General features: G+C 52.5%; 12 protein-coding genes and 1 tRNA gene. 2 read left to right on the plus strand and 11 right to left on the minus strand.

Annotated elements, in window-relative coordinates; translation table 11 throughout:
- Positions 1-161: 161 nt before the first annotated feature.
- From AC1V0D_RS11370 to AC1V0D_RS11390, 5 genes are read right to left on the minus strand one after another with little or no spacing between them, the layout of a single operon-like run.
- Positions 162-1,358: an ATP-binding protein gene (locus AC1V0D_RS11370; RefSeq protein WP_140028740.1), complete on the minus strand. Its 1,197-nt coding sequence runs from the start codon at positions 1,356-1,358 to the stop codon at positions 162-164.
- Entirely contained in the window at positions 1,355-2,620 is a 1,266-nt protein-coding gene (locus tag AC1V0D_RS11375) for an ATP-grasp domain-containing protein (protein ID WP_140922733.1), read from the minus strand. The genes AC1V0D_RS11370 and AC1V0D_RS11375 overlap by 4 nt, the downstream gene beginning before the upstream one ends.
- Positions 2,604-3,836, minus strand: a complete 1,233-nt coding sequence (locus AC1V0D_RS11380; RefSeq protein ID WP_140922731.1) for an MFS transporter — start codon at positions 3,834-3,836, stop codon at positions 2,604-2,606. Before AC1V0D_RS11380 ends, AC1V0D_RS11375 begins: the two co-directional genes overlap by 17 nt.
- Positions 3,837-3,852: 16 nt before the next feature.
- Positions 3,853-4,935: a thymidylate synthase gene (locus AC1V0D_RS11385; RefSeq protein WP_181161909.1), complete on the minus strand. Its 1,083-nt coding sequence runs from the start codon at positions 4,933-4,935 to the stop codon at positions 3,853-3,855.
- On the minus strand, positions 4,925-5,413 hold the full coding sequence (locus AC1V0D_RS11390; protein ID WP_482907434.1) for a nucleoside 2-deoxyribosyltransferase: 489 nt from the start codon (positions 5,411-5,413) through the stop codon (positions 4,925-4,927). The genes AC1V0D_RS11385 and AC1V0D_RS11390 overlap by 11 nt, the downstream gene beginning before the upstream one ends.
- 272 nt (positions 5,414-5,685) lie before the next feature.
- Between AC1V0D_RS11390 and AC1V0D_RS11395 the strand changes: the two genes are divergently transcribed.
- Positions 5,686-6,624, plus strand: a complete 939-nt coding sequence (locus tag AC1V0D_RS11395) for a LysR family transcriptional regulator (protein ID WP_140028745.1) — start codon at positions 5,686-5,688, stop codon at positions 6,622-6,624.
- Between the two features lie 105 nt (positions 6,625-6,729).
- On the opposite strand, the gene AC1V0D_RS11400 is transcribed toward AC1V0D_RS11395, so the two are convergent.
- The 6 genes from AC1V0D_RS11400 to aspA all read right to left on the minus strand — a co-directional run bounded on the left by AC1V0D_RS11400 (position 6,730) and on the right by aspA (position 12,473).
- A tRNA-Phe gene (locus AC1V0D_RS11400) sits at positions 6,730-6,805 on the minus strand.
- A 107-nt stretch (positions 6,806-6,912) separates the two neighbouring features.
- Complete coding sequence (dicD, locus tag AC1V0D_RS11405) at positions 6,913-7,488, minus strand: division control transcriptional repressor DicD (RefSeq protein ID WP_482907435.1); 576 nt, start codon at positions 7,486-7,488, stop codon at positions 6,913-6,915.
- A 64-nt stretch (positions 7,489-7,552) separates the two neighbouring features.
- On the minus strand, positions 7,553-9,265 hold the full coding sequence (locus tag AC1V0D_RS11410) for a protein-disulfide reductase DsbD (RefSeq protein WP_482907436.1): 1,713 nt from the start codon (positions 9,263-9,265) through the stop codon (positions 7,553-7,555).
- A complete protein-coding gene (cutA, locus tag AC1V0D_RS11415; protein WP_265137468.1) occupies positions 9,241-9,555 on the minus strand; it encodes a divalent cation tolerance protein CutA in 315 nt (104 codons plus the stop codon). The genes AC1V0D_RS11410 and cutA overlap by 25 nt, the downstream gene beginning before the upstream one ends.
- A 68-nt stretch (positions 9,556-9,623) precedes the next feature.
- Positions 9,624-10,925, minus strand: a complete 1,302-nt coding sequence (locus AC1V0D_RS11420) for an anaerobic C4-dicarboxylate transporter (RefSeq protein WP_009092505.1) — start codon at positions 10,923-10,925, stop codon at positions 9,624-9,626.
- 111 nt (positions 10,926-11,036) lie between these two features.
- The gene (gene aspA / locus AC1V0D_RS11425) at positions 11,037-12,473 is read right to left on the minus strand and encodes an aspartate ammonia-lyase (RefSeq protein ID WP_009092504.1); all 1,437 of its coding nucleotides are present in this window, start codon (positions 12,471-12,473) and stop codon (positions 11,037-11,039) included.
- A gap of 327 nt (positions 12,474-12,800) precedes the next feature.
- Here aspA and AC1V0D_RS11430 point away from each other — a divergent pair, with 327 nt between their 5' ends.
- Positions 12,801-13,262 carry an FxsA family protein gene (locus AC1V0D_RS11430; protein WP_181405354.1) on the plus strand — a complete coding sequence of 154 codons (462 nt, stop codon included), beginning with the start codon at positions 12,801-12,803 and terminating at the stop codon, positions 13,260-13,262.
- Positions 13,263-13,445: the final 183 nt, after the last annotated feature.

Genomic DNA, 13,445 nt, shown 5'->3' on the forward strand with positions numbered 1-13,445 from the left:
TCACCCGTTGAAAAGGGCCGTAACAGGCAGGACAAAAAACATCCTGACCAGATAATTGCATCCACACGACATTATCAACTTTTTATCCCGGATGTATCAGCCTGTAAAGCGGGACGCCAGGCAGACCTGCTCCTGATTACGTCAGGCAATACTGTGCGGGACTAAGCTATGCGTAGCGTTGAAGCGATAAAGCTAAGCGAGCTATGCTGAACAGACTGCAACACATTCTCAATGCTGCTGATCGTTCCGCCGGCAATCATATTTCGTGAGTCTTTTCCGTCTACCGTAATGATGTTGTCACGGTAAACTGTGACGTTATTGCCTTCGTCGCGAATAACAGAACTGATTTCATCTGCATATTTCCCGCCCAGTTGCAGAGCGGCTCCCTGACGACTTTGATAAGGAAGCGGTGCCTGCCATTGACCCGAAGAAATAAGGTACGTTGACTCAAATGAATTGATGCCGCTTGCTGCTGAGCTCAGGCAACTGATTCCGCTAATACGTGGGTTAATTTCCAGAAGATAAAGGCTGTTTTCCGTAACAATAAAATCGACGCAGCAGACACCATTGAACCCCAGGTGATTTAATAGGAGAATCAGTTTTGTCTGGACCTCACCGGTTAACTGTTTGCTGAAAAGACCAGGATGACAGACGCGTATCGTATCAAAATCAGAGCGAACTCCCAGTGAACTCTGGCCGGTATAACAGGGAGGCTGGAAAAAGTAATTCCCCGGCGTACCAGCAATTTCTATGCAACCAAGCGCACCATCAATAAAGGACTCAATTAAAATATTCTTGCGCTGATTCTGACTCAGCGTCTTGATCAGCTGGTCTTTGTTACTGATTATCTCAATACCATGCCCCATACAATCCCACAGAGGTTTCAGAATGACGGGAAAAGCAATATGGCTGACCAGTTCCTGCTCAAGTTTGTCTCTGCAGCCCGGTTTTAAAAGCTCGCCATGTGTAAACTCTCGGTCCAGAAGTTCCCAGCGCGGCGTAGGAAGGGCGAATTGCTCAAAAAGCATTTTGGTTGCTCTTTTATCGGCGAGCTTATATACAGCATTAATTGGGCCAGGGACCGCGCTGACGCCTTCTGACAAAGTGATGTCTTCAATGGTCCTTTCATTGGGAATAGACCAGGAAATAACATGGCTGACGTAAGCCGGTTGACGCTCACTTTGGGCATCGTCAATTGCGGCATCAGGCCCCATCGGAGACGAAAAGTGAGGCTGATCTTTGAGCAGCAGTCTTGAATCACTGTGCCTGCTTTTGATCGTTTCCCATGCCATTTCGAGAAAAGGTGATGCCTGGCTTATATCCAGCGAGCGGATGCAGAGTACGGGAAAATCACTCATACGATAGAGACCCTGGTGCTTTGTGAAAATTCATCCATAGCCAAAAGTATTGACTGCTCAGAATCAGCGGTAAAAATGGCCCATCCCAGACGTTCAATATTTGTTGAGCCCGGTTTTACCGGTGAATTTTCACTAACGGTAGAGCGGGTTTCAATGACGGATGCATTTTCCAGCCTGGAAGGAATTTCAAGCTGCTTTAAAACGCCTTCGGCGTCAGGCCGGACAAACTGAATGGCACAATAGCGTTTAGGCACGGCAGGTTTAAAGTCACTATCCAGCATACCGACGGCCTGGCGGGCATAGATTTCAAGCGGGTCCTGATCGGTGGAAAGGGCGACAAGGCGAGGAATATAGTCACCTGCTGGCCGTGAACAGCTCTCAATAACGCGTGGCTTTCCTTCTTTGTCTAATTTGATTTCGGTATGGCTTATGCCATTCGTGATGCCCAGGGCAATAACCGCCTGAGTGGCAACGTTCAGAATCTCATCGCGTAAGGCGTCAGGAACAGGCGCCGGGAAAATGTGTCCGGTTTCTGCACGAGCTTTGCCGGGCGTGGTGAACTTCATTGTCACACCCCAGGGCGCATATCGACCTGAGACGGAAAGGCCTTCAACACTAAACTCCTGTCCAGGAATATATTCCTGAACCAGAATTTCTTTGCTGAAAGGAATACCGTGTGGATATTCATGTGTCCATTGTGATGCGTCTTTACATGCCTGAGGAAACTCGTTGCACTCCATCAGCACTGAAACGCCAAAGGAGGCTGCATTTTCAGCCGGTTTGACCACCAGAGGAAACGCCAGCTCTTCCAGAGGAAGTTGATGCACATCATCCTTGTCGGTTAATACCGCCAGCAGTGCCGGTAACGGACACTCTGCCTTCGACAGCGTGCGGTACATGTCATATTTGTTTCTTCTGGCTCTGGAAAGCGAGGCATCCGGACCGCAAAGATCGAGCCTTTGTGCGACTTCTGCTGCGATATCTGTCAGGAACTCCCAGGCGACAACTACCCCGGAAACGCCTTTCTTCTTCGCTTCGCTGACCAGCGTCTCAATGGCCAGCTGGCGCACTGAAAAGTCCAGAAAAATGAGGTCATCAATCATGCCTGAGACTTCTTGCAGCATGGAGTCATAGACTTCTTCTGTTGTGGCGACGACTGAATGATAACCCAGTGCGCGTATTGCCTTAAGAAGCAGCTCTCCTCCCATACCGATCGGCTCAATAACCAGTATGCTTTTATTTCCATTAATAGTTGTATTCATTAACTCCTCCTTTTAAATTTTTGAATCCCAGACTAAAAGTGACTGCGGTCAGTAAGAGCAGGACTATCCAGGTGGAATGCGTATTCATATCCAGCAGCCAGCCAAAAATTGCCGGAGACAACGTCATTCCTGCCGACCAGGTCATCTGAAAGGCAGCCATGTAATTTCCATTATTTACTTCCGGGGCTAGTTTTATACTTAGCATATTAACCGACGGCGTAGATAACATTTCTGCAAGGCTGTAAATAAGCATCGCAACAATTAACAGCCCACCAGTAACTATCTGGTTATTTAAAGTTATGCTGGCACACCAGAAAATAATGAATGAAAGAATATTCAGGTAATAAGCGTGTTTTATGTTCTGGACGGGATCGTTCTCTTTTGTCCATGATGCAATATGGGTGCTGATTAGCGCCACGATGGCCGTGTTTAAAATGACCAGTCCGCCTGAGAAAAAAGCAGGAAGGCCAAGTTGTTTGGTTGCATAAATAACAATTACGAGCGGAATAACCATTGCAGCAATGACTAAGCCAAAGTTGACAATCAGAAGCTGGCGATAGCTGGGATCGCTCAACACTTTTCTAATATTATGACTTTCTGCTTTTTTGTGGCTATTCTTTACCGTCTGCACGGCTACAGGATGCCACATCAAAAGTGCCAGGCAGGATAGAAAGTAAAGTGATGCCGACGCAATAACAATAAAATGCAGACTGCTGTCAGAATCAACAGAAAAAGCCAGTGAAGTAAAGATGGTGCCCAGTCCCAGACCAATATTCCTGATAGACGCAATAAGTCCGAACCAGGTTTGAGTCCCTTTCCCACCTGAAGCCAGTGAAACCAGCCCTCGGTTGCTCGTCCAGAAAATATGAGATCCTGCCTGGGTAAAAAACTGCGTCAGCATTATGGTAAAAGGGTCTCTGGCGAAAAGACACATGACAAAACCCGCGCCGCTGATAAAATCGCCCCATATCGACAGTTTTTTAGGACCGAGTCTGTCCAGTAACCTTCCTATCAGGACAGGTACTAAAGAGGAAAGGGCACGGCCTGTGGCAATAGCTACGCCTATTATTGAGAGCGTAAGCGTTGTCGTTCTGTCAAAGTAGATCATCATAAACGCCATGATCAATCCACCACCCGTTGCATTTAATATTGTCGATGCAACAAATAGTCTGGAACGTTTTAGGTTTGGCACTGAAATTTTTAATGTAGTTTTCACGCAGAGACCTTTAAAACTAAGTGATTAGACTGCTATTTACCGGGTTCTTCATTGAGGTAAATGCCTGATAAAATTCATCTGAAATTGTGCTGACTGCTGCCAATGTTTCCTGGGATTTCCATTTCCTGCTCAGATATTCAAGTGCGGCAATGTGGAAATCACTATTGCCCAGCTCTTTGAGGTAATTATTGATAATGTCCCGATCGACATTTAGCTGCAGCGCATTATAAATTTTCAACAAGGTCGCGGCCTTTCTGAAAAAAGGATCGGCTATATTCTTCTCGATCTCAGACGAATTTTTAAAGTTGCCGTTTCGTGAAGCCTCTTCAGCCTGAAAAACCATTGCCAACACTTCATCAATATTTTCTGCACACGTGGTTATTTTGGTCGGGTTAATCTGGCATTCGTACATGCTTACCGGGTTCTTCATGCTGCTGATTTTCTCTGCAGTCGAGTAATGACGGTTATAGATATGGAATGTGCCTACATACCAGGATAACTTTCCGACTTTCCACCCAAGCGTATTAGCAATAATTTCGTGTAAAACGCTCCACTCAAAAAAATTAATGCCGCTGAATCCCCAGATGGCATCATTCGCGCGGACGGTAACATGTAAATCAAGATAACCGCCTCGCTGGATGAAGTGCAGCCAGTTATTACAGGGAACATCTTTTGTTTCCTGATAATCCGTTTCAGGATCAAAGATATTCATTACTGCACGTTTTGTCAGCGGATCTTCTCTAAGGCGATTCACTACTCCCTGCAACTGGTCTACTTTCCCTTTCCATTTGCGTAACCGGGGTCCGTAGGCTGCTCGCCAGGTCAGTGAGTCATCGGAATAGTCTTCTGCGCGAGGAAGATAATGTTTAAGGAAGTGCAGATCATCCCGTCCAGCGAGTACCCACATCGTTTCTGCAACCTGCGCAAAGACGTTATTATTTCTGTGGGGTAATACCAGGAATCGCTCTGTGGGATGGCTGATTTTGGTTAATGTAGAGAGAACTTCCCGTTGCTCCTGATCGCGTGAGCCAACATCGTTACCATTCATCATGATGTTATTTACGGTATTAACCAGCGCATGCGTAATATTACGATTCATGGGCGACCTCATAACCTAACTTCGCCATTTCACTTTCGATAATCTGAAAGGCATCTTCAACCTGCAGATAATCATAATGGCGACATCCATCACTGCCAGATATCATGGCTGAAACGTTTTTTTCATTTTTTCTGTAGAGCGTGATAACAGGAATACGCCAGCTGATTGCCGTCGCAATTTCATAACCTACTCCCAGACTTGGAGTTGTGACTTCAGCGACAACTACCTGGGAATGGCGCAGCCAGTGCAAATCACGGTCATGAATAAATTTGTCACCCAGGAAAGACTGACCACCATCAGATAAACTGTAATCACCCACGTGTTCGGTAATAACTTTACCGTAGCCCTTGAGCTTATTAATCAGTTTCGCGTAAACAGGAACATCATCCCGTCCGGCTCTGATTGAACCAGCAAAATAGATAACCAATCCATTGTCAATAACAGTTTCAGGCGAAAGGGTATGTACTAATTCACTCACGATGCTTCTCCATATAAGGGTTTCCTTTGACCAAAAAATAACAGTCAAGCTTTCCGTTTTTTGAAGGTTATAAAAAGAGTTTCATCCGGTTTATTAACGGAATTAATAAAGCCGGGGAGGTACTCTTACTATTTTGAAAATTTGATAAGCGACAGTGGCTTTCAGGTAATTTAACAATTCATTTTCATCAAGACTAAAATGCAGTGACATCATTGTAAATATAAGTAAAGGTACTTACACTAAGGAAAAAAATTCCACAATTGGAGGGGGGGATGGAGAGTCTGCGAGGTCTCAGGGCGTTTGTTTATACAGCTGAACTGGGCAGCTATGTTGCAGCGGCAAGGGTGTCAGGCATCTCTTCTTCAGCGATTGCAAAGAGCGTGGCGAAACTTGAAGACGAACTCGGGGTAAGGCTTTTTCATCGGACAACGCGCAGCATCGGTCTGACTGAAGAAGGGAATGTCTTCTATGAACGGTGTAAGTTCATCCTGAATGAGATTCGCGATGCCAGAGCTCTGATTGCCGAAACGCGCATCACGCCCTGCGGCAGATTACATATCAGCGTGCCGCAAATTTTCGGGCATTCCCTTTTGATGCCCATACTTCCACGTTTTATTGAAAAGTACCCTGATATACAGCTTGATATCGATTTTGAAGATCGCGTGGTGGATCTGATTGCGGAAGGAATAGATGTCGCGGTGAGAAGTGGTGAGCTGGCAGATAACCGCCTTGTGAGCAGAAAGCTGGGAGAGCAGTATTTTGTCGTCTGTGCCAGCAGAGAGTATCTAAAAACGCATGGCATCCCTTTGAACCCTGCTGATCTGGTCCACCATCGCTGCATACATTTCAAATATCCCTCAAGTGGTCGAATCGCCAGTTGGGCTTTCTCTGCCGATTTTGAAAACCTGGACCTTCCCAGGGATCTTATATTCAACAATACTCACGCTGGGTTGCGGGCAGCCATTGATGGATCAGGCGTAGCTCATCTGCCGGTCTATGTTGCTGAAGAAGCATTTGAAAAAGAATTACTCGTCCCTTTACTGACTGAATACATGCTGCCATTAGGATCGATGTCGCTAATCTGGCCTTCTAACCGCCATTTATCCTCGAAGGTCAGAGCATTTGTGGATTTTGTCAGCAGCGAACTGGTTCAGGGGAACTATTTTACGAACATCGGCAGTCAGACGCTGAGTGGGCCTGACGAAGCGTGAATTGAAGGGGATGGGCGAGCCACAGGAAGTGGCGAGTCTATTGAACCTTCGATAACGGGTTCGCTCTGAAAAGCAAAAACCCGCCAGAGGCGGGTTCTTTAAAAATGGTGCCCGAACCCGGAATCGAACCAGGGACACGGGGATTTTCAATCCCCTGCTCTACCGACTGAGCTATTCGGGCAACGGGGCGCATTAAACCGTAAAGGCCGCGGGTCGTCAACGGCTTTCACTAAAAAACCCCTGGAAACGTGACTGATTGCCTGATTTTCAGTCAAAGCAGGCAAAACCTCAGGCCAGCGCCCCGTTTTTGCGGCACAGCGCGATGTTGTAAACATCTTCCGCCAGGCGCTGAGCGGTGGCGACATCCTGCACGTTACGCTTCACCAGCAGCTTGCTCAGGCAGCCTTCAAGAATCAGCTCCATCTGGTCGGCGACCATGCCGGGGTTATCCAGCCCCTGTTCCACCAGAATCTCATGGGTAAATTGCCAGGAGCCGCGTTTCTGCTGCTCGGCCAGCTGGTGAATGGGCTGATCGGGCTGCGGGTAGAAGCTGCAGGCGGCGATAAACAGGCAGCCCGGAAAACGCCCTTTGCTGACCTGTTCACTCAGGACTTCATAGCGTGCCATCAGCTTCTGATCTGCCGACAGCGACCCATCCAGCAGGATCTGGCGACGCCAGGTTTCAATCTGCTGCCCGTGATAGCGCAGCGCATCGTAGAGCAGAGCGTCGCGGTCGGGCCAGAACAGCAGGAGCTGCTCTGAAGGTAATCCGGAACCCGCCAGGTTTTCCAATGAGAGGGTGGCGGCGAGGCCGTTCTGTTCAAGCACATTCAATGCATGCTCGAGTATCTGTTCACGCTGCAAGTGACTCTCCTCTGGTATGCAGGCCCGGCTGTTTTACCGGGCAAAGACCTGACTCCAGTGTTGTTTACGGGGTAAGTTTCTGCAAATGCGCGCGGAAGTCAGCGGCATCCAGAAACCCGGTGATACGCGAACCGGGGATTTCGCGGCCCTGCGCATCAAAGAACAGAATTGTGGGTAAGCCCAGTACCTGAAGATGCTGTAACAGTGCGTTGTCGCGGGCGTTGTTGTCGGTGACGTTGGCCTGCATTAGCTGCACCTGACGGAGGCTATCGCGCACGGCGCGGTCACTGAAGGTATATTTTTCAAACTCTTTACAGGCGACGCACCAGTCAGCATAGAGATCGACCATCGTGATGCGACCGCGGGCCTGCTGCAGCGCACTGTCGAGCTGCTGCGGCGTCTGAAGGGTCTGGAACGGCAGGGGGGTTGCCGCCTGCTGCGTGGCCGGATCGCCAAAGGCCCAGTCCTGCAATGGTCGCGCACTGATCAGCGCAGCGGCCAGCATGACAATCTGCACGACGCGCCACTTTCCGCTGCTGGCGCGCAGGCTGAGGCTGAACGCCCAGCCAAAGAACGCCACGCCAAGCAGACTCCAGAGCCGCCATCCCCAGGCCTCGCCCACGATGCGCTCCAGCAGGAACACCGGCAGCGCCAGGATGACAAACCCGAAGCCCTCCTTGACGGTCTGCATCCACGGGCCGCTTTTCGGCAGCAGGCGGTTACCAAACAGGGTCACGGCGATCAGTGGCAGCCCCATCCCGACGGCATAGAGCCACAGCGTACCGGCGCCGGCCCACAGATTTCCGCTCTGCGCGATGTAGAGCAGAATGGCGCTGAGCGGAGCCGTAGTGCAGGGCGAGCAGATCAATCCCGCCAGCGCTCCCATAAGGAAGACACCGGGCAGCGATCCGCCCCGCTGGCGATTACTCCACAGGGTCAGGCGGGTTTGCAGACTGGCGGGCAGTTGCAGCGTAAACAGGCCAAACATGGAGAGAGCCAGCACGATAAACAGCAGTGAGAGCGTGATGAGCACCCAGGGATGCTGCAGGGCGGCCTGGAAACGCAGACCGGCTGCGGCGACCACCACGCCCAGCAGCGTGTAGGTCAGCGCCATCCCCTGCACGTAGACCATCGCCAGGGCAAACAGGCGTCCCAGCGAATAATGGCGCTGGCCGCCCAGGATAATGCCGGCGATCAGCGGGTACATCGGCAGCACGCAGGGCGTAAAGGCGACGCCGATGCCGATCAGCAACGCCCACAGTGGCGAAAAGGGCAGCGGGCTGGCGGAGGCGGGCTGAACCTCAGCCGTAGGGCTGGCGGGCGCTGGCGGGCTGTCTGCGGCTACCGCATTCAGCGGCACGGATCGCGTCTCTGGCGGGTAGCAGAAGCCGGCAGCCGCACAGCCCTGATAAGTCACGCTGAGCGTGGCACCGGGGCCTGCCTGTTGCAGCGTCACCGGCAGCGTCAGATCCTGCGGATAGATCTCACTCTTGCCGAAAAATTCATCTTCATGCGGCTCTCCGGCAGGCAGCGTCAGGGGCGCGAGGGTCGCATTCTGTGGCGTGATGTGAATCTGCTGGCGATAGAGGTAATAGCCTGACTTCACTTTCCAGTGCAGGTTGAGCTGCGCGCCCTGCTGGTCGAAATCAAACGTAAAGGCCTGGTCGACGGGCACAAAGCGGCCGGTCGCCGGACTGGAAAAGAGGGAAGCGTGCGCCTGCAGACAGACAAACAGCGTCAGCAGAAGCGTTATTAAGCGAGAGATGCGTGCAGCCATGACAAGTATTCACTGTCTCCATGTTGAACCGGCAGTGCCAGCAGTTCGGGCACGTCGTAAGGGTGCGCGGCTTTGAGCAGATCGCACAGTGCCTGCTGATGATTGCTGTCGCACTTCAGCAGCATCTGCACTTCACTGCTCTGCTCAATCCGGCCCTGCCAGAGATAGCAGGAGGTCGCGCCGGGCAGCAGGGTAACGCAGGCCGCCAGCCTGGCTTCCAGCGCCAGGGTCGCAAGCTGTTGCGCCGTGGCCTGATCGGGGGCAGTACAGAGGATAACGACGGCATTCATCCTGTAACTCCTGTGTGATGAAAAGAGCGCCGATGATAGCACGCTCCCTTCATAACACGATGGCGGCGCTACAAGAGCAGTCCGCCAAAGATGAAGCCGGAAAGCACCGACAGCGCGATAGCGATAACGCCGGGAATGATAAAGGCATGGTTGAACACAAACTTACCAATCCGGGTGGAGCCGGTATCGTCCATCTCAACGGCGGCCAGCAGTGTGGGGTAGGTGGGCAGCACAAACAGTGCCGATACCGCCGCAAAGGAAGCAATCGCGGTGAGCGGGGTGACGCCCAGCAGCAGGGCGGCCGGCATCAGTGCCTTGGTGGTCGCCGCCTGTGAGTAGAGCAGCATGGAGGCAAAGAAGAGCACCAGCGCCAGCATCCACGGATAGGTTTTCAGCGTGTCGCCCGCCAGCGTCTGAATCTCTGCCAGATGCGCTTTGACAAAGGTGTCGCCCAGCCAGGCGACACCCATCACACAGATACAGGCACTCATGCCGGACTTAAAGGTGCTGGCGCTGAGGATTTCGCTGGTGTCGAGTTTGCAGGTCAGGCTAATCAGCGTCGCGATGGTCAGCATAAACACCACAATCGCTTCGTTGCGTGGCAGCGGCGGATCGGCGATCAGCCCGACGCTGGCGCTGGTGGCGGTGGCATAGAGCACCACGGCAATAATGCCCGTCAGAAACAGCAGCACCGAGCGTTTCGCCCCCGGCTTCGGCTGGTAGACGCTGGCACCCCGCAGGGTAACTTCCCCTTTGGCGAGACGCGCCTGATAAACCTCATCATCTTTAAGCTCTTTGCCGAGGAAGTTAGTGACCAGCGCGGCCAGGAAGAGGCCCACCATCGTGGCGGGGATCGCAATCGCCAGCAGCGTGATGTAGCTGACGCCGCGCGGTTCCAGCAGCGTGGCAAAAAAGACCACGGCGGCGGAGATGGGAGAGGCGGTAATCGCGATCTGCGACGCCACCACCGCAATCGACAGCGGACGGGAAGGGCGCACGCCCTGCTCTTTGGCCACTTCCGCGATCACCGGCAGCGTCGAGAAAGCGGTGTGACCGGTGCCTGCCAGCAGCGTCATCAGGTAGGTTACCAGCGGGGCCAGCAGCGTGACGTGGCGCGGATGTCGGCGCAGCAGGCGTTCCGCCAGGCTCACCAGATAGTCCATGCCGCCCGCCACCTGCATCGCCGCGATGGCGGCGATCACCGCCATGATGATCTCTATCACGTCGAACGGGATAGCGCCGGGTGCCATACCAAAGCCCAGCGTCAGGATCAGTACCCCCATCCCGCCGGCGAATCCGATACCAATGCCGCCAAGACGTGCGCCCAGCCAGATCGCCATCAGGACGACAAGCAGCTCAACCACAAACATGAATCACTCCTGCAAAGTTAACCGGTGAACTCCGGGAATGCTGTGTACCAAAAAAAAAGGCACACCATGTTGATCGCGGTGTGCCTTTGGTTAACCCGCGTGGGTTAAACCCTACTGCTCGTTTTCATCGGTGTAGCGTTTTGCTTTATAAACCGGATACATCAGGTTCTGCACCGAGAAGATATCGTCCAGCTCACTCTCCGTCAGCAGGCCGCGCTCCAGCACCACCTCACGCACACTTTTCCCGGTTTCGGCACAGATTTTGCCGACGATGTCGCCGTTGTGGTGGCCGATGTAGGGGTTGAGGTAGGTCACGATGCCAATTGAGTTGAAGACGTAGGCCTCGCACACCGCGCGGTTGGCGGTGATGCCGTTGACGCACTTCTCCAGCAGGTTGTAACAGGCGTTGGTCAGGATGCTGATCGACTCAAACAGCGCCTGGCCAATCACCGGCTCCATGACGTTAAGCTGCAGCTGACCCGCTTCAGAAGCCATGGTCACGGTGGTGTCGTTGCCAATCACCTTGAAGCAGACCTGGTTAACCACTTCCGGTACCACCGGGTTCACTTTGGCCGGCATGATGGAGGAGCCCGCCTGCAGCTCAGGCAGGTTGATTTCATTCAGGCCGGCGCGCGGACCCGAGGAGAGCAGGCGCAGGTCGTTACAGATTTTAGAGAGCTTCACCGCCAGGCGTTTCAGCGACGAGTGAACCATCACATAGGCACCGCAGTCGGAGGTCGCTTCAATCAGATCTTCCGCCGGAATGACCGGCAGGTTGCTGACTTCCGCCAGACGCTGCACGGCCAGATGCTGATAGCCATCCGGCGTGTTAAGACGGGTACCGATGGCGGTCGCGCCAAGGTTAACCTCCAGCAGCAGTTCGGCGGTGCGCAGAATGCTTTTGGTCTCTTCGTTCAGCAGCACGCTGAAGGCGTGAAACTCCTGCCCCAGAGTCATCGGCACCGCATCCTGCAGCTGGGTTCGGCCCATTTTCAGGATGGTCTGGAATTCATCGGCTTTGCGCTGGAAGCCTTCAGACAACTGGCTGATGCCATCAAGCAGTTTCAGCAGCGAACTGTAAACCGCGATGCGGAAACCGGTCGGGTAGGCGTCGTTGGTGGACTGGCACTTGTTTACATGGTCGTTGGGGTTGAGATACTGGTATTCCCCTTTCTGGTGGCCCATCAGCTCAAGACCGATGTTTGCCAGCACCTCATTGGTGTTCATGTTGACCGAGGTCCCGGCGCCGCCCTGATAGACATCCACGGGGAACTGATCCATACAGCGGCCCTTGTTCAGCACTTCGTCGCAGGCCTGAATGATGGTATCGGCAATGTTACGCGGGATGGTCTGCAGCTCTTTGTTAGCCATCGCTGCTGCTTTTTTTACCATCACCATACCGCGGACAAATTCAGGTATGTCGCTGATTTTGCTGTTGCTGATATAAAAATTTTCAATCGCACGCAGAGTATGAACGCCATAATAGGCATCCGCCGGAACTTCGCGCATACCTAACAGGTCTTCTTCGATACGAATGTTGTTCGCCATGATAACCTTCTTGTTGTTGCCGCTAACCATCACAAAGGATGTGTTTATTTTGTCGTGGTGTGCCCGTGCCGACATATTATCCGTCTTCATAGAGGCGTGTGCGATCATATTCTGATGCCCGGGAAAAGCACGCATGCAGATCGCTAATGCTGCTGCCGGGTTAACGATATGTGAAGTTGGTTACAAAATTAACCCCGCAGGATAAATTTGACAGGATCGGTTGAAAAGGGCGGCGCGGGTGCCCATCTCTTTTCTTATCCTCCTCAGGATGAACGCTTTCTGCTGACCGGCACGCTGCCGTTCAGCCTCTACTTACAGGAGAGTACGGTGCGCTGGATACCGTTATTAGTCTTTTTTGTTCTGGCCTGGATTGAGATTTCACTGTTCATCCAGGTCGCACACGTCATGGGCGTGCTGCTGACCATGCTGCTGGTGGTGTTCACCTCCTGCATCGGGGTTTCGCTGGTAAAAAATCAGGGCATGAAAAACTTCATGCTGATGCAGGAGAAGCTGGCGCGTAACGAAAGCCCGGCCACGGAGATGATCAAAAGCGTTTCGCTGATCATCGCCGGTTTCCTGCTGCTGCTGCCGGGCTTCTTTACCGATCTGCTGGGCCTGCTGCTGCTGCTGCCCCCGGTTCAGAAGCATCTGACGCTGAAGCTGATGCCCCATCTGCGCGTCTGGCGCGGGCCGGGAGCCGGACCGGACAGCGGCTACACGATGGACGGCGAGTTTGAGCGTAAAAACAGCGATCGCCTTGAGCATCACGACGATCACAAGGATCGTTAACCGCCATTGTCACCACTGAAAGCGCAACCTCCGGGTTGCGTTTTTTATTTGCGCCGTCATCTGTTTAAAAAAACATCACTTATGGCTTCCCTAGAAAAAATTTGTTGTTCGCCCCCTTGAAAGCGGGTGGGGATGGCCCTATCTCACAGGTCACGAGGCCGGAAGCCATGCAGCCCGGTGTTC

This window comes from Pantoea sp. PA1 (genome assembly GCF_056856975.1).

Bases quoted from the DNA above. Each gene is read 5' to 3' on its own strand.
- AC1V0D_RS11370 (WP_140028740.1), bottom strand. From the start codon at position 1,358: ATGAGTGATTTTCCCGTACTCTGCATCCGCTCGCTGGATATAAGCCAG.
- AC1V0D_RS11375 (WP_140922733.1), bottom strand. From the start codon at position 2,620: ATGAATACAACTATTAATGGAAATAAAAGCATACTGGTTATTGAGCCG.
- AC1V0D_RS11385 (WP_181161909.1), bottom strand. From the start codon at position 4,935: ATGAATCGTAATATTACGCATGCGCTGGTTAATACCGTAAATAACATC.
- AC1V0D_RS11395 (WP_140028745.1), top strand. From the start codon at position 5,686: ATGGAGAGTCTGCGAGGTCTCAGGGCGTTTGTTTATACAGCTGAACTG.
- AC1V0D_RS11410 (WP_482907436.1), bottom strand. From the start codon at position 9,265: ATGGCTGCACGCATCTCTCGCTTAATAACGCTTCTGCTGACGCTGTTT.
- cutA (WP_265137468.1), bottom strand. From the start codon at position 9,555: ATGAATGCCGTCGTTATCCTCTGTACTGCCCCCGATCAGGCCACGGCG.
- AC1V0D_RS11420 (WP_009092505.1), bottom strand. From the start codon at position 10,925: ATGTTTGTGGTTGAGCTGCTTGTCGTCCTGATGGCGATCTGGCTGGGC.
- aspA (WP_009092504.1), bottom strand. From the start codon at position 12,473: ATGGCGAACAACATTCGTATCGAAGAAGACCTGTTAGGTATGCGCGAA.